This is a genomic window from Microvirga zambiensis WSM3693 (genome assembly GCF_016735695.1).
Classification (GTDB): domain Bacteria; phylum Pseudomonadota; class Alphaproteobacteria; order Rhizobiales; family Beijerinckiaceae; genus Microvirga; species Microvirga zambiensis.
In genome coordinates this window covers 82,420-99,292 of the sequence record NZ_JAERQD010000016.1, presented here as the reverse complement: position 1 = coordinate 99,292, position 16,873 = coordinate 82,420, and the positions used below count along the sequence as shown (strand labels likewise).

The window sequence follows — 16,873 nt, the reverse complement described above, 5'->3', positions numbered from 1 at the left end:
TATTGTCGCCTTTGGCGGTCAGGGCGCGGGCACCAGATCGCGAGAGGGCAGATCGGCCCGCAAGGCTTTGCGGATCATAGGCGATGCAGCGATCGTGCCCTTTTCAGCGAAGGCCTCGTGGTTCTTCTCGATCTCATCGAGAGCGTAGAGGTAGTTGACCATCAGACCATGGGATTGCTTCAGGCCCTTCGCGGACACATCGCCGAGGAAGTTCAGGCGCTCAAGGCGAGCTCCATTGCCGAGATGGAAGCGGGCCACCGGATCGACCGGACGACCCTTGGAATCCTTGGCCTTCAAAAAGTAGTAGGCTGTGGCCGACAGGAGCACATCACGAACCTTCTCGACCATGTCCAGGTCGTCGCTCCAGGCTGGCTGATCGAGAATGTCGAGGATCTCCTTCGATGCACCATCGAGACAGGCTGACTCCTCCGTCTTGCGCTCGCGGGCGAGCCATGCCGCGAAGCCCGGAACGGGAGAGAGCGTCACGAATGTCTTCAGATTCGGCAGCTCACGCTTGAGGTTCTCCACGACCTGCTTGATCAGGAAATTGCCGAAGGACACCCCGCCAAGGCCCTTTTGCGTGTTCGAGATCGAGTAGAAGACGGCGGTCGTCGCCTCAGAGGCGCCAATCGGAGTGCGGCCGAGGTCGAGAAGCGGCCCGATCGCGCCGGGGATCTCCTTGGTCAGCGCCACCTCGACGAAGATCAGCGGCTCGTCGACGAGCTGGGGATGGAAGAATCCGTAACAGCGGCGATCCTCCGGCTGGAGGCGATTGCGCAGGTCATCCCAGTTCTGGATGGCATGCACCGCCTCGTAGCGAATTATCTTCTCCAGGATGTTGGCAGGCGTGGTCCAGTCGATCGGCCGCAACACCAAAAAACCCCGATTGAACCAGGACGAGAACAGATGGGCAAAGTCCGCGTCAACGCACCTCAGTCCAGGATTGCCCTTGATATGCCCGCCGAGTTCTTCGCGCATTCGGATGAGAGCCCCGGTGCCGCCCGGGGCGAGATTGAGCCTCCGGAACAACTCCTGCCGTTGAGGCTCGGCTGCCGCATGCAGCGCCTCCAGGGCATCTGTCCCCTCATCCTTGCGAACCGCTTCGATGGCGCGCTCCACCTGCCGGCGATCGGGCCCAAAGCGATCGGCGAGTGCCTGGAGGAACGAGATCCTGTCTGCACTCGAAGCGGAGTCATAGCTCGCCAGGAGGGCTTGTGCCAAGGCGACGCCTGACGCCTCGCCTCTGCGGGACAGCAGCAATTCGCTCAAAGCAATCAGATCGAGTTGAGGGATGGCATCACGATCACCCTTGCGACCGAGCAAGGCCCGTCCCCTTTCCGTCAGCGTGTCGATGAGATCTCCAAGGAACGTGGGTGCATCGGCTGATCCGGATCTTGAGTTGTAGAACCTCATGCTTGATCTCCGTTTACCTTGTGCAATCCGCGATATAGCGCCGGTGCCACGGCAACGAGGAAGATCGACCGGAAGACGTGGCAGCAGACGACGAAAGCGACCTCGATGCCCATGGCAAAAGCCACGATTGTCATTTCGGCGATACCACCGGGCGCAAAGGCGAGAAGAAGGGCCGGCACGGACGCGTCGACGAACGTCGCGCACAGGACGGCCGCAGCGAGAGCCGCCAGCAGCATGATCGCCGTCCAGACAAGCCCCTGAACGACAGAGGTGCGGACCTCGTGCCATTGAATGCCGGCGAAGCGGGAACCTGCGACGCAGCCGATGACCACCTGCACGAGTGCGACGAGCCAAGGTGGTGGAGGAAGTTGCGTCAGGCCAGTGCCATGGACGATCGCACTCAGAATCAATGGCATGACCATGACACCGCCGACCATCTTGAGAGGAAGTCCGATGACGTAGCCAAGGCCGGCGCATCCCAGCAGGATCAGCCAGTCAGAGGCGGAAAGCACATCCGATACGTGAACGGGCCTCATCCTCCCTCCACCCTCCAGATCAAAGAGGAGGCGGACGACGAACGGCACCAGGAAGACGACCGTGATGATCCTAGTGGAATGGATGAGAACGAGTTGGCGGATATTCCCGCCATATTGCGCTCCAAGCAGCGTCAGCTCACTCAATCCTCCGGGTGTCGAAGCAAAGAAGGCTGTTGTCTTGTCGAAGCCGCAGAAGCGGGTGAAGTACGCCCGGCCAGCCAGGATGATGAGCACGAGGAACGAGACCAGAGGGAGAACGGCTTCCCACCAATGCACCATCGAGCGCGCAACCTCGGCGGTGAAGGCGCTGCCGGCCATGACGCCGATGATCGGGCGGGCGGCGTTGCGGGCGGCACCCGGCAACTTCCAGTCAAGTCCGGCGATGGCGATCACGGCTGCGGCCGTCAGCGATCCAAGTGTCCATGGCAGCGGGAGGCCCAGTTCCTTGAAAACGACTCCACCCGCGCATCCTGAGGCAAGGCCGAAAAGGGCCCGGGCGGTGGTGCTGCTGGCAAGTTCGCTCAACATCCTTGGACGACTGCTCCCCGACTTGGACAGCTTCGAATGGTGAATATCCATACGCCGCTCCCCCCGCAGCGAGAGAGCCGAGTTCGAACCAATCGGCTACGCGGCCATTCCGATCAAGCCCTCGACGTCAAAGCCGCGCGGTTCCCGCAAAGCCGGCATCATCGCGGATCGTAATCCGCGAGCGACGTGTCGTACTTCGCCATCGCTTCGGCGGGCAGGAAGGCGCGCTCGATCTCCACTACGGCCGGGAAACCGGTCAGGCTCAGGTAGCCCAGGGTCGAGCGGCCCGTCGCCGTTTCCGATGCCATGAAGTCGTTGAACGCATCCGCACCCCGCTGCCGACACTCGTCCAGGAAGCGCTCCATCATGATCTGCGCGACCTTGGCCACCGAGATGTTGTAGGTCGCGACCCCGATCTCCGTGTACTCGGCATGCGTCACCAGGGGTCGGACCGCGCCCGCATTGATGTAGATGGGCGTGCCCGGAAACGCTTCCATGACCCTGCGCATCTCCTCGCGCGTCTGGAGCGCCACGACCATCAGCATGTCGACGCCAGCTGTCAGGTAGGCCTCGCAGCGCCGAAGCACCTCGTCGACACTTCCACCAACGGCGGCCCTGGAGTCGGTGCGGGCGATGACGACCACGTCGGGATCGAGTTTGTCGCGCTCGGCCACAGCCGCACGGTACTTGCCGACGGCCTCGGGGATCGGAACCACCTCGACCCCTGCCGTGAAGCCGCAGCGTTTCGGGAAGACCTGATCCTCGAGGAAGAAGCCTGCGACGCCGGCGGTGATGAACTCGTGTACGGCCCGTGTCGTGTTGATGACGTTCCCGAAGCCTGTCTCACAGTCCGCGACCACCGGAATCGAGACGGACTGGCAGATGCGCCGGATGTTGTCCGTTGCTTCCGTCAGCGTCATCAGCCCGGCATCCGGCAGGCCGAGTATCGTCGCGGCTGCCTGCGAGCCCGAGTGGAAGAACAGGCTGAACCCGGCGGCTTCCGCCAACTGGGCATGATGCGGCGTTGCGCCGGAGATCGCGCAGATCGGATGGGCCTCCTCTCGAAGCTGCCGCCGCAGTTCCGCGCTCATACGGCCTTCGACGACCTTGGGCCTGAGATGCATGGACGAACTCCCTCACGTTTGATGACCGATTTGGCTTGGCACCAAAAAACCCAAGACCAAACTATGTGTCAACACATTAGTGTAATTTTCTCAATTTAGACAGTTTATGGGTTGCTAAGCTTCAAATGTGTTGACAATCTCATTCGTCTCGATAGTTTCCGAGCAACCGCCGGCATTACTTTCAACGACCGGCCCGTATCAGCAGGGATGGGAAGGAGAACCAATGTCGGCACATCGACTGCCCGGGACTTTATTCGGCTCCGCCGTCGCCGCGCTCGGCGTGGCGGCCGTCGTGGCTTCGCAACAGATCAAGACCGGATTCACTTACGACGTGGTCGGACCGGCCATGTTCTCCAACCTGATCGGCGTCGGCCTCGTGCTGTCTGGCATCGCAAGCGTGATCAGCGCGAGACGTGCATCGCTGGAAGACCTGCCCGATCAGCCGAAGCTCAACCTTTGGCCCGTGGGCCTCATTTCGGCAGCGCTGTTGCTGGAGGCCGCCCTGATCTCGCGCCTCGGCTGGATCCCCGTCGTAGCGACCGTGTTCGTGGCCGGAACCTACGCGTTCGGCGACCGCCGCATCCTATCGAACGCGCTCACCGGCCTCGTCCTGGCCACCGTGATCCTGCTGGTCTTCACTCTCGGCCTTGGGATCGATCTGCCGCTCGGGCCGCTGGAACCGCTATTCCAGAGCGACCAATGATGGAAGCCAGGTGATGGAAACACTCACGTTACTTGCCCAAGGTTTTGCCGTCGCGCTCACGCCGGGTAATCTCATCTGGTCCATCATCGGCGTGACCCTCGGGACCGCGATCGGCGTGCTGCCCGGGATCGGTCCGGCGACCACGGTCGCGATCCTGATGCCCCTGACCGTGGGCCTGCCGCCGGTCTCCGCTTTCATCATGTTCGCCGGCATCTACTACGGTGCACAATATGGCGGCTCGACAACCTCCATCCTCTTGAACACGCCCGGCGAGGCCGGGTCGATGATGACGGCCGTCGACGGGAACGCCATGGCGCGCAGGGGCCGCGGCGCCCAGGCGCTGGCGACGGCCGCGATCGGCTCGTTCGTCGCCGGCACGATCGGCACGATCGGGCTGACCTTCGCCGCCCCGCTTCTCGTCGAGATCGCGCTCAAGCTGACGGCACCCGACTACTTCGCCCTGATGGTTCTGTCGCTTGCAACCGTCACAACCATGCTGAGCAACCCGACGGGGGGTGGATCGATAGCCTTCGGGATCGCCTCGCTGTTCTTCGGGCTGCTTCTCGGCACGGTAGGCCTCGATCCCCAGACCGGACAAGCCCGCTTCGCCTTCGGCGTTCCGGAGCTGCTCGACGGCATCGATACGGTCGTCGTGGCTGTCGGGCTCTTCGCCATCGGCGAGACTCTCTACATGGCGGCGACCGACGGCGGAAAGGCCGACAGCATGCACAAGCTGCGGGGCTCATTCTGGATGAGCCGCGAGGATTGGAGCCGGTCGTGGAAGCCGTGGCTGCGCGGCGCGCTGATAGGCTTCCCCATCGGCGCCATCCCGGCGGGCGGCAGCGAGATTCCGACCGTCCTGTCCTATACGCTCGAGAAAAAGCTCAGCAAGAAGCCGGAGGAGTTCGGCCTCGGCGCGATCGAGGGTGTGGCCGGTCCCGAGGCCGCCAACAATGCATCGGCGGCCGGCGCCCTGTCGCCGCTGCTGGCACTGGGCCTGCCCACATCGAGCACCGCCGCAGTGATGCTTGCGGCCTTCCAGCAATATGGCCTGCGCCCCGGTCCGCTGCTGTTCGAATCGAACTCGAGCCTGATCTGGGGGCTGATCGCGAGCCTCTACATCGGCAACGTCTTCCTGCTCGTCCTCAACCTGCCCATGGTCGGCGTCTGGGTGCGGCTGCTCTCGCTGCCGAAGCCCTGGCTTTATGGCGGCATTCTCGTGCTGTCGTCGCTAGGCGTCTACAGCCTCAACGGCAACGCGGTCGATCTCGTGATCCTGTGGATCATCGGCATGGTCGGCTTCATTATGCGGGTTATCGGGGTGCCGATCGTCCCGTGCGTGTTGGGACTGATCCTCGGGCCGCTCATCGAGCAGCAGTTGCGGCGCTCGCTGGCCATCAGCCAGGGCGACTGGACGGTCTTCGTCACGCACCCGGTCTCGGCTTTCTTCCTTCTGGTGGCGCTCGCCTTCGTCGCGACCCCGATCATTTCCAGCCTGAGAAAGCCAAAGCCCCAATCCGCGGTGGGTATGACCCGATAACGCCCACACCGCGCGATCTTTCAACAATCACCATCACTGGGAGGATAAGATGACTTTCACTCGACGGACGGCGCTCACGGCACTTGCGGCCGCATTCCTTCTCGCCGTTGCACCGGCCCAAGCACAGACGATCCGCTCCCTCGACATCACCGTGCCTGGCGGCCCCGGCAGCGGGCTCGACCAGGCGGCGCGCGGGATCGAGGAAGCGCTGCGGGCCGAGGGGATCAATGCCGTCAAGGTCAACAACGTGCCGGGCGGCGGCGGCATGATCGCGATCTCGCAATTCGTGACCACGAAGGAAGGCAACAGGAATGCCGTCGTCGTGCAGGGTGCAGGTACGGTCTTCTTCCCGCTCACGAACAAGACCCCGGTCACCCTGGCCGATGTCCGTCCTCTCGCCCGGCTCGCGGGCGAGTACGAGGTGATCGCCGTCCGCCATGATTCCGATGTCAAGGACTTCAAGGATCTGATGGCGCGCTTCAAGGCCAATCCCGGCTCGGTCGCCTGGGGCGGCGGCTCACCGGGATCGACCGAGAACATCTTCTTTGCCCGGCTTGCGAAGATCGCCGGCATGACGCCGAAGCAGGTCAACTTCATCCCACACCCGAACACAGGCGAGGTCGTCGTGTCGGCACTGAACGGACAGGCGACCGTGGTCGGCGGTGGATTGCAGGACTTCAAGACGCAGATCGAGGCGAAGAAGCTGCGACTGCTTGCGGTCGCCTCGCCCGAGCGGCTGCCCGACGTAGACGCACCGACCCTACGTGAACTCGGTTACGACGTCGTGTTCGCCAACTGGCGCGGTGTTTCCGTCCACAAGAGCCTCGATGACAAGTCGGCGAACGCCCTGGCCGACCTGTTCGCCAAGCTCGTCAAGTCAGCCCACTGGAAGAAGATCCTCAACGATCGCGGCTGGCTCGACCTGTACCTGCCCGAACAGCCCTACCAGGCCTTCATCGCCGACGAGACACGCCAGGCCAGGGAAATCCTGACCGAGCTCGGTCTCGCCACGCAGTGATGCTTCGCGGCAGGCGGACCTGGACCGCCCGCCGCCATCGGTCTAAGTGCTGACCATTCGGGGCGGACGGGAGCCATGCCTTTCGGCAACCGGGCTTCCACCGCCCCGGACTTTAGGTCGATGTTCGGGATTGGGCTTGTTCGTTCCCGTCTTCGAGCCGAAGATGCCCAACGCGATGGAACGGCAAGGTTCGAAAGTTATGGATGGTTCTGAAACTCGTCTGACCCCTGTCAGTGATGCCGCGGAAGCGAGCCAGACGCTGGCCGAGCAGCTTTTCCATCGCCTGACTGACGCCATTCTCCAGGGCGAGCTGCCGCTCGGATCGAAGATCAGCGAGCCGGCGCTTGCCCAGCGCTATGGCGTCAGCCGCGGGCCCCTGCGCGAGGCCTTGCACCGGCTGCAAGAGCGCCATCTGATCACCCGCGTTCCGAACCAGGGCCCGCGGGTGGTCGAGGCGACAGCCGAGATGCTGCAATCGATCTATGGCGTGCGCGAGGTCCTCGAGGGCCTTGCCGCCCGCGAAGCGGCGCGGAGCATGAGTGCGGAGGACATCGAGGCGCTTGCCGAGGGTGTGCGCCGCCACGAAGCGGAAATCGCTGGGCTTCAGCCAGGCGTTCACAATGCGTTAGGTGCCGCTGACCGGGATTTTCATTTCCGGATCGCACGGGCGAGTGGAAATCCGCTCCTCATCGAGTATCTCTGCAATCAATTCTACCCGCTCCTGAGGCTCTACCGCAGCCGCAGCGACAGCATTGCTCTGAGAACCCGCGCGCTTGTCGAGCACAAGCGTATCCTTGACGCGATTCAGGACCGGGATCCGGAGCTGGCGGAAATCATGATGCGGCGGCACATCCGCAGCGCCGGCGAACGCAGGGCGGAGGCCATGGCCTTTGCATCCGTTGACCAGCAGACCCGTGGCGGTCCACGGCGCCGATCACGGGCCTAGGTCAGAAACACGCGTGTCCTCGGAGGATCTTGTCGGAAGAGAACGGCACGAACAAAGAGCCTGTCATTCGGACAATCGCGATGCCCTCGAGCACCAATCCCGCCGGTGACATTTTCCGTGGCTGGCTGATGTCGCAGATGGACCTAGCGGCCGGCAACGCCGCCGCCCGGCGGGCGCGCGAGCGCTGCGTGACCGTCGTGGTCGGCGACGAGGTCTCGGTGTACGCCGACCTGATTTCAACAGTCCGCACATCCATGAAGTTCCAGCTCAAGGCCTGGCGCCGATCGCGTGAGGGTGGCGAGCAGATCAAGTTAACCGAGGCGATCTTCACGTTCGTCGCCATCGATAGCGGCTCCCGTCCATTGCCGCCTAGTCGAAGGTCACATGCATGCTGGTCGCCGATAGTCCGGCACGGGTCATACTTTTACATTCCCACCGTTCAGGGAAAGTCGGCTCCTAAGCGCCGGAGCGGGCCACATTCTTTCGTCCGGGGGCTACCAGAAGTGCTCCTTACAAACTGTCTGCGCATGCCACCTCCGTGCTATATTTTCCCACCAGACCGAATAGCAACGAAAAGGAGAGAGAAATGATCCGAAGGGTCGCCGTTCTGTTGTTCGAGACCGAGCGTCAGGCGATCATTCGGTGCTCGTTCATGGCCGCCTGGGTGAGCCGACACCCTGAGGTCGGCGATCTTGTCGTGGGATAAGCTAAAGCAAGCTCACTTTCGCTCCTCCGATGCAAATCGGCGATCGAGAGCACCGTCAAATGATATCAGTCGAAGACAGACATATATCCTGGCGGCAGTGACTGGTTTCACGCCTGGTTGACCTGTTCAAATTCCGGGGCGAATACCTCATACGGCCCATCCATTCCCTTGAGCTCGAATTGGCCGATGCTTCGCGCGGACTTTGCTGGTAGAGCCGAGGCGAAGGCTTCGGAGCAAACCACCGGCTCTCCGCTCGCCTTGGCGACTGCCTCCAGGCGGCTGATCATGTTTACCGCAGGCCCGACCACCGTGAAGTCCAGGCGGTCAAGGCTGCCGATGTTGCCGTACATCACGGATCCCATATGCAGAGCCGTCATGAAGGAGGGCAGACCCTCGGCCCGAGCCACTGCATTAGCCCGCGAAACCGCGCGCACAGCCGCCGCACACGCCGCCGTGCGGTCGCCCTCCTCCACCCGAAAGATCGACAGGACTCCGTCTCCCAGAAATTTGAGAACGTCGCCTCCTTCCGCCCGGACCGCATCCGCGACGGCCTCGAAATAGCGGCCCAAGATCGCCAGGAGCTGTGACGGCGCTAAAGTGAGAGAGAGGGGCGTGAACCCGCGCATGTCAGTCAGCAGGATAGCTGCTTCCGTCGCGATAATGTCACCGCGGTGGATCGCGCCCGCCTGCACGCTCGCGGCTGGGCCATCGCCCAGGAATGTGGCGAGCAGGCTTGCCGTTGAGCGGCGCATGGCGATCGCTTCCAACGCAGCAGAAAGCGGAATGGATAGGCTCTTGACCAATGCGATGTGGCTCTCATCAAAACCGCTGTCATGTCGCGTCGCGAACATTGCTGGTTGGATGATCCCGTTGCCGAACGCGACCGGGACTGCGAGATAGTCTGTGAAACCCGCGCTCGCCAACTCATACAGGACCGTGTGATCATCACGCTCAAGCCGGTCGAGCCGCCATCGGACAGAGGTTCCAGTCTCCATGACATGCTGAGACGGGCTGCCGAAGTAGGTGGGGGAATCGCGCAGGGCCTGGCTGATGGTGAAAAGTTCGGCCGCCGTCTCCGGCTCCCAGATGATGCCCCAGGCGGTCAGCAACGGGTTGTCGACGCGCATGGCGATGCGCAGCCTGTGCAACGGCACGCCCGCTCCGACCAACTGTTCCGCGAATCCAGAGGTCACTGTCAAGGCATCGCCCGACAGGCGTGCCGGCCCGATCAACCACGCTGCGATCCCCTCCCCCTTGCGAGTCCAGTCGTCAAAGGCGGTGGTATGACGAAGTGGCATCATGCGCAAAACCCTAAAACAGGATACTGCCCTTTGCCTCGATTGGTCTTAGGTCGGTCTGCTCGCCGAGCATAGTCCTCATCTCAATCTCTATCCGCCGCGCGATCGATGAAATCGGGACATCGTTGGCATTCCCTTCGAAGGGGTTCGAGGAATTCTCGCCGACCTTCTCCATTGCGACAAAGATCCAGCCGACAATCGCGCTGAGCGGAACGTTCAACCATGCGGTCCAGGCCGCGATCCCAGCCGGCTCGCCCAGTTCCCGGGAGTAGGGAAAGAGGCCGAACGGTATGATCGCGACGAAAATCTTCACCACGATAACGGCGATCGAATAATAGTTGCGCGAATACGGATAGTTCTTGACACGCTTCAAGCCACCTTGCAGTCGAAGAAGCTCATCCAGCGCGCTGGCCAGCACGGTGAAAATCAGTTCGCTGATCAGGCTTCTGCTATGGAGGTCCTTGATGGCGTCATACTGCCATTGAATGAGAAGGGCTTCCTTGTCGCCGCGATACGCCTTGAACTTCTTCAGCTCGGCATCCGAGAGATAGGAGTTCAGCTCATCATCGAGAACGGATTTGCTCTCAGGACTTGGAAGCCTGGCAAGATAGCTGACATTCCCTCGGTCGAACGTATTCTCCCAGGCTCTCTTTTCGCGCAGATAAAAGCGCAGCGCGGTCAGCCAGGCAAAATGGCGATAGAAGATCTCCCGCAGTCCCGGCTCCGGCCCACCATCTCGATTGCCGATCGTCACCATCAACCGATTGGCGAGGACCAAACTGGCGGTACTGACCTGTCCGGACAGGATAAGACCGTCGTTGAAGCGAGCGTAGCATTGCTGGCTCTTGAAGGCGAGACTGATCGCGAGCGCCGACCCGACGATTGTCAGGATCGGCCCCGGCACCGTCAGAAAGCTCCAGCCTGTCACCGCCAAGAATAGAGTCACTAGAAGGGACCAAGCGATGATCCAGCCGATCTCCCACCTCGTCCAGGCGAGGAAGTCGTTGACTTTGTACTGTCGACCGACGTGCATAGCCTAACCGCCTTTAAGTTGTCGGATGCGTATGATGGACCTGTCGGACACTGGATCAGCCGCTCTGTGGCCGGCCAGCACGGACTCGTTAATCGATAGGGGCAGCGGCAGCGGCCTTTCGAACAGGCCGACCACCGGCAGCGCAATGAAGTATGCGAAGTAAACCACCGTGAGAATCTGGGCCGCGATCACGTAGCCGCCCTCCGCCGGCCTGCTGCCGAGATATCCAAGGCCGATGAAGGTGCAAACGAACACCAGGAGCAGAAATCGCGCGACTGGGCGATAGCGCATCGTGCGGACCTTGGAGGTATCGAGCCAGGGTAGGAATGCCACGAGGAGGATCGCCAGAAACATCGCGATCACCCCGCCAAGCTTGTCCGGGATGGCACGCAGGATCGCGTAGAACGGCAGGAAGTACCACTCAGGCACGATGTGCGCGGGCGTCACAGCCGGGTTTGCCGGGATGTAATTGTCCGCATGGCCGAGATAGTTCGGCATGTAGAACACCCAGTAGGCGATAAAGACCATGAAGCAAGCAATGCCAAAAATATCCTTCACTGTGGCATAGGGGGTTAAGGGCACCGTGTCCTTCTTGAAATCCGTGATCTCAACACCTGCAGGATTGTTCTGTCCGACGTGGTGAAGTGCCCAGACGTGAAGTGTCACAGTGCCGATCAGCATGAACGGCAAGAGGTAGTGGAGCGAGAAGAACCGGTTCAGGGTTGGATTGCCGACCGAATAGCCACCCCACAGATACTCGACGATCGTCGTGCCGACGAGCGGGATCGCCGAGAAGAGGTTGGTGATGACGGTCGCGCCCCAAAACGACATCTGCCCCCAAGGCAGGACATATCCCAGAAACGCGGTCGCCATCATGATCAGAAGGTTGGTGATGCCAAGGACCCAGATGATCTCACGGGGCGCCTTATACGATCCATAGTACAGGCCACGAAAGATATGGATGTACACCGCAACGAAGAACATCGAGGCGCCGTTTGCATGGAGATAGCGGATGAGCCAGCCATAATTGACGTCGCGCATGATCCGCTCGACCGACAGAAACGCGAGTGCGGTATTCGGAACGTAGTGCATCGCGAGAAAGATGCCGGTCACGATCTGCGACGCGAGCATCAATGTCAGGATTCCACCGAAGGTCCAGAAATAGTTCAGATTCCTTGGAACCGGATACGACACCGCCGTATCATAGGAAAAGCCGATAATGGGCAATCTCGTCTCAAGCCACCGCTCGAACCGGCTTTTCGGCTCGTAGTTGCTATGCTTGAACATATTGTCACCCGATCCTGTTTGATCGTCTCTCAAAAGGCCACAGGTAACGCGTCAGCCACATAACGCCTCAGCCAATCGTCAAACCGCGTCGGCGCGAACCGCGGATGATCGCCCGGGACCAGGGTGTCTTCCTTCAGCACCGCTCCGAAATACAGAGCGCGCGGATCGGCAATCACCATTCGGCTGTCTTCGTTGGCGGTCAGGATCTGTTCGGCAAGCTCGTTGAGGCTGAATCTGTCCGGACCGACGATTTCTACCTCACGGTTCTGGGAGCGGCCCATCGCAACGTCGCGCAACGCCAACACGACGTCATCAGCCGCAATGGGTTGAATGGGAGCCGGCGACAGGCGCAGCACGTCGCCATCAGCGGCACTTTCGACAATCCCGGTGAGGTACTCGAAGAACGGCGTCGATCGTAAGATCGTATAGGGAATGTGCGAAGCGCGGATCAGGTTCTCCTGGGCCATCTTCGCCCTGAAGTACCCGCCATCGGGTAGGCGATCTGTTCCAACGACCGACAAGGCGACGTGGTGCTGGATGCCTGCTGCCCGCTCGGCCGCCATGAGATTTCGGCCTGCTGTCTCGAAGAACTCCAGTGCGATGTCATCCTGAATCGAAGGCGAGTTCGACACGTCGACGACGATGTGAGCATGAGCGAGGGCTTCAGCCAGCCCCTCGCCGGTGATGGTGTCGACCCCTGTCGAAGGTGAGGCAACCACAACGTCTTGGTCGCACTCTTTGAGTGCTGCAACCAACCTGGATCCAATATGTCCGGTACCGCCGACTACGACAATTCTCATTACCCCCTCCTCATTCGAGATTCATCAATTTTTGTCCGGGATCGTGAGTTCTTTATCGACATCGTCCACGACGAAGACGGCGAGGATTTTCGCCGGCTGCGTCTGGCTCGCATTGGCGCTGACACGGTGATGATCGCCAGGCTTTTCCGTCCAGTTCTGGCCGGTCTGGTAGGTGACTTCAGGCCCTTCGTTGACCTGCATGCGGACTGTACCCTCAATGACGGTCGCATAGATGATTGCAGATTTCGCATGCGTGTGAGATGGGGAGAACCCACCGGGTCCGTACTCGACCGTAACACCCTTGATGCTCTTGCCCGGAACCCCTGGCAGTGCGTGCTGGTACACCTGCGTGACCCTCGCGTTCTTGGCGCCAGGAACCGCGAGACCTTTATCGGACGTGCTTTGCGCCTGAGCATTGGCATTTGCGACAGCCAGCAGCAAGGCTGCGGCACCTATTGTCATTTTCATTGGAAATTCTCCTTTCTGAGCTGCGTCCGTCTCCCTGTTGCGCGTGATTTTCACGCGTTGACGAAGCTTAGAATGTCAGGGTTCACGATTTCGGCGTGAGTGGTGCACATGCCATGTGGGAGCTTCTCGTAGACCTTGAGCGAGCCATTCGTCAGCAGCTTCGCCGAAAGCAGCGCAGAGGCCGCAATTGGTACGATCTGATCGTCGTCGCCATGCATGACGAATGTCGGTATGTCGATCGCCTTCAAGTCCTCCGTGAAATCGGTTTCGGAGAAGGCCTTGATGCCATCGTACTGAGCTTTGGCGCTGCCGGCCATGGCCTGGCGCCACCAGTTCAGAATGATGCCCTGCGACGGGGTCGCCCCCGGGCGATTGTAGCCGTAGAAGGGCCCGCCCGCGAAATCGAGATAGAACTGCGAACGATTTGCTGCGAGTTGTGCCCGTAGACCATCGAACACCTCGAGCGGCAGACCGCCGGGATTAGCCGGGGTTTTGACCATGATCGGCGGCACGGCCCCAATCAGCACGAGCTTGGCGACCCTGCCTCGAGCCTGCCCATGGCGCGCCACGTAGTGCGTCGCCTCCCCGCCTCCCGTCGAATGGCCGATATGAACAGCGTTCCTGAGATCGAGATGTTCGACGACGGCCGCAATATCGGCGGCGTAATGGTCCATGTCGTGCCCATCGCTGACTTGAGCCGAACGGCCGTGGCCGCGCCGGTCATGGGCGATGACACGATACCCCTTTCCCAAAAAATAGAGCATCTGAGCGTCCCAATCGTCGGAACTCAGGGGCCATCCATGATGGAAGACGATGGGCTGGGCATTCTTGGGACCCCAGTCCTTGAAGAAGATCTCGACGCCGTCCTTCGTGGTAACGGTACTCATAGTTGTGCCTTTCGTCTGAATGCCGTCTGGGGCAGAGCCCCGACGTGAACGGAGGACCGTTCGGCTGTAGCGGTGTTCTTGTGGGTGTTCAGGCGGCCTTGGCTCTGGACGCGAACCACTGGTCGAAGTCGATCTTGCCGAGGCGTGGATTGTCGTCCGAAACCAGCGTCGTCTCTTCGAGCTCGGCCCCGGAATAGAGAACATCCGCCGCGGCTTCGACAGCCCGAGCATCGCCCGTTGCAGCCAGATACTCCGCGACCAGATCACGGATGTTGAACCGCTCCGGGCCGGCGATCTCGAATATACCGTTGCGGGGTGCGGCCAGTGCCGCCTCCGCCATGACGTCGGCAACGTCATCTGAGGAAATCGGCTGGATCAGGGCGTCGGGTACAACCACTTTACTGCCGCTCTCCCAGGCCTTGACCAAGAAGCCCAGCAATTCGAAGAACTGCGTCGAATGGACAATGGTGTAGGGAACCCCAGAACTCTTGATCAGTCTCTCCTGTGTCAGCTTGGCGACGAAATAGCCGCTCTCCTGCAGACGCTCCGTTCCGACGACGGACAGGGCGATGTAATGCCTCACCCCGTTCGCCTTTGCGGCGGCGATGAGATTGCCTGTCGACTTCTGAAAGAACTCGAGGACGGCGGCATCCTCCCAGGAGGGCGAGTTCGACAAATCGACGATGACCTGCGCACCCTTCACCGTTTCCGCAACCCCTTCGCCGGTTACCGAGTTAAAGCCGCTTTGCGGTGACGCGGCGACCACCTCGTGCCCAGCGCTGCGTAATCTTGCGACTGTCTTCGATCCGATGAGGCCAGTTCCACCGTTGATGACGATCTTCATAACCAATCTCCTGTAGCAAAGCCTTGATGATGTTGGCCCGATTCAGCTCCGTTCAGCTTGTCGGCCCGCTCCTGCATAGATCTGAAGGCCACCCCTGCCCGGCTTCAGCCCTAACCCAACAAGCAGTCAGTACTCCCAAAGGCCCGGTACGCATCGAAAGACGTCGCCGTCGACCGCCACATGGCAGACGGACGGGAACGAGAGATGCGTGGCCACCAGCGACTCGCGGTTAGCCGCCAACTCCCGCAAGAGACGGACCCGAACGCGGGCCGCCTCCTCCGGGTCGTGCTCGAAGCCGTTGAACCAGTCGGGATGGTCGAATCCGACCGCGAACACGGCGTCACCGGCGAACGTCAGCCGGTCTCCACCGGACGCAAGGCGGACCACGCTGTGCCCAGGGGTGTGGCCGCCGGTGCGAGTGACCATCACCCCCGGGGCCATCTCGTATTCGTTCTCGAACGGCCGCAATTGGCTGTCGTACTCGTGCAGGAATCGCGTGGCCGTCCGCCGAAGCGCGTCCTGGAAGCCCGGCGGCATCGAAACGCGGGAGAAGTCGGGCGCCTCCCAGAACTTGGTCTCGGCGGCCGCCAGGTGGATCCGCAGGTCCGGACGCAGTCGGTCCCTCACCCCGTCGACGAGGAGCCCTCCAACGTGGTCCATGTGCAGGTGGGTCAGCACCACATCGGTCACGGATGCGAGATCGAGTCCGGCGGCCTCGAGTCGCTGAACCAACCGGCCGGCCCGCGGCAAGTCCGGAAACTCCATACCCATTCCGGCGTCGATGAGTATGGTCCGGTCGCCGCTGCGCACCACGACCACGTTCAGTGCCCACTCGAGCACATCCCGCGGCAGGAACATGTCCTCCAGCCAAGCCGCGCGGACGGCTGGATCAACGTTGTGGCCCAGCATCGCGCCTGGTAGCGACAGCACCCCATCGCTGATCACCATCACGTCAATTTCGCCGACCCGCAGCGCGTAGCGCGACGGAACGAGCTCGGGCTCCGGTCGACCGTGGATGTGCCTTGCGGTCACCTTGTCGGCGCAGTGCTTAACCGAGGGGTGTAAGATGTTGACCAAGCTCATGGCTGTCTCCTGCGGCCCGCCTCCAAACCGCCTCACCCATGGGCGTAGCTATGGAGGTATTTGAAGCATGCATGCCTCCCGGAGATCCTTCCATTGAGCCGGCGGCGTAGATGACCACTCGAAAAGTCTACGATGCCTATACCGAGGTTTAGGTCTGGCCTCGGAGGTGGAGCCGGCCCTTGCCGGCTCCTAACTGCCAGAAGGCCCTTCCTCATCGCTTCGCGGAATCTCCCAGCCTGGCAGCGCGGTTCTGAGGCTTTGAAGGAGAGTATCGTCGGTGACCGGCTTCGTCAGATATGCATGCGCCCCGCCCTCAAGCCCTCGGCGTCGGGTCACGGGATCCGTCATCGACGTCACGACAATCACCGGCATGGTCGAGCCTGCTGCCTTAAGGCGATCGAGCAGTTCAAGGCCGCCGATGCCGGGCATTCGGATATCGGTGATGAGGCAGTCGAACCGACCGGCGGCATCGGCGGCCAGAAAGGCCTCGGCCCGGTCGAAGACGTGACATGTGCAGCCCATGGCGAAAAGGAGATCGGAGAGGGCATCACGGATGTCTTCGTCGTCATCCACGACCGCAATGACAGGCGGATTGAACACGCAAATGGCCTTTACTAGGGCGGCCCATCAGGCCGACGTCCTAAGGCTGCGCTGAATCA

The 16,873-nt window shown here is 61.5% G+C and carries 17 protein-coding genes and 1 pseudogene; 6 read left to right on the top strand and 12 right to left on the bottom strand.

Going from position 1 to position 16,873, the window contains the following annotated elements:
- Positions 1-18 precede the first annotated feature (18 nt).
- From JKL46_RS14300 to JKL46_RS14290, 3 genes are all read right to left on the bottom strand, one after another.
- On the bottom strand, positions 19-1,413 hold the full coding sequence (locus JKL46_RS14300) for a malonyl-CoA decarboxylase (protein ID WP_201833867.1): 1,395 nt from the start codon (positions 1,411-1,413) through the stop codon (positions 19-21).
- Complete coding sequence (locus JKL46_RS14295) at positions 1,410-2,477, bottom strand: AbrB family transcriptional regulator (RefSeq protein ID WP_201833865.1); 1,068 nt, start codon at positions 2,475-2,477, stop codon at positions 1,410-1,412. The genes JKL46_RS14300 and JKL46_RS14295 overlap by 4 nt, the downstream gene beginning before the upstream one ends.
- 158 nt (positions 2,478-2,635) lie before the next feature.
- Positions 2,636-3,601, bottom strand: coding sequence for an isocitrate lyase/PEP mutase family protein (locus JKL46_RS14290; RefSeq protein WP_201833863.1), 966 nt, complete (start codon positions 3,599-3,601; stop codon positions 2,636-2,638).
- 223 nt (positions 3,602-3,824) lie between these two features.
- Between JKL46_RS14290 and JKL46_RS14285 the strand changes: the two genes are divergently transcribed.
- From JKL46_RS14285 to JKL46_RS35495, 6 genes and pseudogenes are all read left to right on the top strand, one after another.
- Positions 3,825-4,304, top strand: a complete 480-nt coding sequence (locus JKL46_RS14285) for a tripartite tricarboxylate transporter TctB family protein (protein ID WP_201833861.1) — start codon at positions 3,825-3,827, stop codon at positions 4,302-4,304.
- Positions 4,305-4,317: 13 nt separating this feature from the next.
- Positions 4,318-5,844 carry a tripartite tricarboxylate transporter permease gene (locus JKL46_RS14280; RefSeq protein WP_201833859.1) on the top strand — a complete coding sequence of 509 codons (1,527 nt, stop codon included), beginning with the start codon at positions 4,318-4,320 and terminating at the stop codon, positions 5,842-5,844.
- Positions 5,845-5,893: 49 nt separating this feature from the next.
- Positions 5,894-6,862, top strand: coding sequence for a tripartite tricarboxylate transporter substrate binding protein (locus JKL46_RS14275; protein ID WP_201833857.1), 969 nt, complete (start codon positions 5,894-5,896; stop codon positions 6,860-6,862).
- A 199-nt stretch (positions 6,863-7,061) separates the two neighbouring features.
- Positions 7,062-7,808: a GntR family transcriptional regulator gene (locus tag JKL46_RS14270; protein WP_201833855.1), complete on the top strand. Its 747-nt coding sequence runs from the start codon at positions 7,062-7,064 to the stop codon at positions 7,806-7,808.
- A gap of 80 nt (positions 7,809-7,888) precedes the next feature.
- Positions 7,889-8,179 (top strand): annotated as a pseudogene (locus JKL46_RS35500) (acyl-CoA thioesterase); the annotation flags it as partial.
- A 215-nt stretch (positions 8,180-8,394) separates the two neighbouring features.
- The gene (locus JKL46_RS35495) at positions 8,395-8,514 is read left to right on the top strand and encodes an N-acetyltransferase (protein ID WP_246529314.1); all 120 of its coding nucleotides are present in this window, start codon (positions 8,395-8,397) and stop codon (positions 8,512-8,514) included.
- Positions 8,515-8,621: 107 nt separating this feature from the next.
- Here the strand turns inward: JKL46_RS35495 and JKL46_RS14260 are convergent, their stop codons facing one another.
- From JKL46_RS14260 to JKL46_RS14220, 9 genes are all read right to left on the bottom strand, one after another.
- Positions 8,622-9,815, bottom strand: a complete 1,194-nt coding sequence (locus JKL46_RS14260) for an adenylate/guanylate cyclase domain-containing protein (RefSeq protein ID WP_201833946.1) — start codon at positions 9,813-9,815, stop codon at positions 8,622-8,624.
- Between the two features lie 10 nt (positions 9,816-9,825).
- Positions 9,826-10,845: a bestrophin family protein gene (locus tag JKL46_RS14255; protein ID WP_201833851.1), complete on the bottom strand. Its 1,020-nt coding sequence runs from the start codon at positions 10,843-10,845 to the stop codon at positions 9,826-9,828.
- A gap of 3 nt (positions 10,846-10,848) precedes the next feature.
- A complete protein-coding gene (locus JKL46_RS14250; RefSeq protein ID WP_201833849.1) occupies positions 10,849-12,132 on the bottom strand; it encodes a cytochrome b in 1,284 nt (427 codons plus the stop codon).
- A gap of 29 nt (positions 12,133-12,161) precedes the next feature.
- Positions 12,162-12,932, bottom strand: coding sequence for an SDR family oxidoreductase (locus JKL46_RS14245; protein WP_201833847.1), 771 nt, complete (start codon positions 12,930-12,932; stop codon positions 12,162-12,164).
- Positions 12,933-12,956: 24 nt separating this feature from the next.
- Positions 12,957-13,400 (bottom strand): cupin domain-containing protein, encoded by a 444-nt coding sequence (locus tag JKL46_RS14240; RefSeq protein ID WP_201833845.1) that lies wholly within the window; start codon positions 13,398-13,400, stop codon positions 12,957-12,959.
- A gap of 50 nt (positions 13,401-13,450) precedes the next feature.
- Positions 13,451-14,287 carry an alpha/beta fold hydrolase gene (locus JKL46_RS14235; RefSeq protein ID WP_201833843.1) on the bottom strand — a complete coding sequence of 279 codons (837 nt, stop codon included), beginning with the start codon at positions 14,285-14,287 and terminating at the stop codon, positions 13,451-13,453.
- Positions 14,288-14,375: 88 nt separating this feature from the next.
- Positions 14,376-15,131, bottom strand: a complete 756-nt coding sequence (locus JKL46_RS14230) for an SDR family oxidoreductase (RefSeq protein WP_201833841.1) — start codon at positions 15,129-15,131, stop codon at positions 14,376-14,378.
- A gap of 126 nt (positions 15,132-15,257) precedes the next feature.
- Positions 15,258-16,214: an MBL fold metallo-hydrolase gene (locus tag JKL46_RS14225; protein ID WP_201833839.1), complete on the bottom strand. Its 957-nt coding sequence runs from the start codon at positions 16,212-16,214 to the stop codon at positions 15,258-15,260.
- Between the two features lie 189 nt (positions 16,215-16,403).
- Positions 16,404-16,814 carry a response regulator gene (locus JKL46_RS14220; RefSeq protein WP_201833837.1) on the bottom strand — a complete coding sequence of 137 codons (411 nt, stop codon included), beginning with the start codon at positions 16,812-16,814 and terminating at the stop codon, positions 16,404-16,406.
- Positions 16,815-16,873 lie beyond the last annotated feature (59 nt).

What these genes read in the sequence shown, in the direction of transcription:
- JKL46_RS14245 (WP_201833847.1), bottom strand. Translation starts at nt 12,932, where the DNA reads ATGAGAATTGTCGTAGTCGGCGGTACCGGACATATTGGATCCAGGTTG.
- JKL46_RS14250 (WP_201833849.1), bottom strand. Translation starts at nt 12,132, where the DNA reads ATGTTCAAGCATAGCAACTACGAGCCGAAAAGCCGGTTCGAGCGGTGG.
- JKL46_RS14240 (WP_201833845.1), bottom strand. Translation starts at nt 13,400, where the DNA reads ATGAAAATGACAATAGGTGCCGCAGCCTTGCTGCTGGCTGTCGCAAAT.
- JKL46_RS14260 (WP_201833946.1), bottom strand. Translation starts at nt 9,815, where the DNA reads ATGATGCCACTTCGTCATACCACCGCCTTTGACGACTGGACTCGCAAG.
- JKL46_RS14270 (WP_201833855.1), top strand. Translation starts at nt 7,062, where the DNA reads ATGGATGGTTCTGAAACTCGTCTGACCCCTGTCAGTGATGCCGCGGAA.
- JKL46_RS14275 (WP_201833857.1), top strand. Translation starts at nt 5,894, where the DNA reads ATGACTTTCACTCGACGGACGGCGCTCACGGCACTTGCGGCCGCATTC.
- JKL46_RS14300 (WP_201833867.1), bottom strand. Translation starts at nt 1,413, where the DNA reads ATGAGGTTCTACAACTCAAGATCCGGATCAGCCGATGCACCCACGTTC.
- JKL46_RS14225 (WP_201833839.1), bottom strand. Translation starts at nt 16,214, where the DNA reads ATGAGCTTGGTCAACATCTTACACCCCTCGGTTAAGCACTGCGCCGAC.
- JKL46_RS35495 (WP_246529314.1), top strand. Translation starts at nt 8,395, where the DNA reads ATGATCCGAAGGGTCGCCGTTCTGTTGTTCGAGACCGAGCGTCAGGCG.
- JKL46_RS14280 (WP_201833859.1), top strand. Translation starts at nt 4,318, where the DNA reads ATGGAAACACTCACGTTACTTGCCCAAGGTTTTGCCGTCGCGCTCACG.
- JKL46_RS14235 (WP_201833843.1), bottom strand. Translation starts at nt 14,287, where the DNA reads ATGAGTACCGTTACCACGAAGGACGGCGTCGAGATCTTCTTCAAGGAC.
- JKL46_RS14295 (WP_201833865.1), bottom strand. Translation starts at nt 2,477, where the DNA reads ATGTTGAGCGAACTTGCCAGCAGCACCACCGCCCGGGCCCTTTTCGGC.
- JKL46_RS14285 (WP_201833861.1), top strand. Translation starts at nt 3,825, where the DNA reads ATGTCGGCACATCGACTGCCCGGGACTTTATTCGGCTCCGCCGTCGCC.
- JKL46_RS14290 (WP_201833863.1), bottom strand. Translation starts at nt 3,601, where the DNA reads ATGCATCTCAGGCCCAAGGTCGTCGAAGGCCGTATGAGCGCGGAACTG.
- JKL46_RS14255 (WP_201833851.1), bottom strand. Translation starts at nt 10,845, where the DNA reads ATGCACGTCGGTCGACAGTACAAAGTCAACGACTTCCTCGCCTGGACG.
- JKL46_RS14230 (WP_201833841.1), bottom strand. Translation starts at nt 15,131, where the DNA reads ATGAAGATCGTCATCAACGGTGGAACTGGCCTCATCGGATCGAAGACA.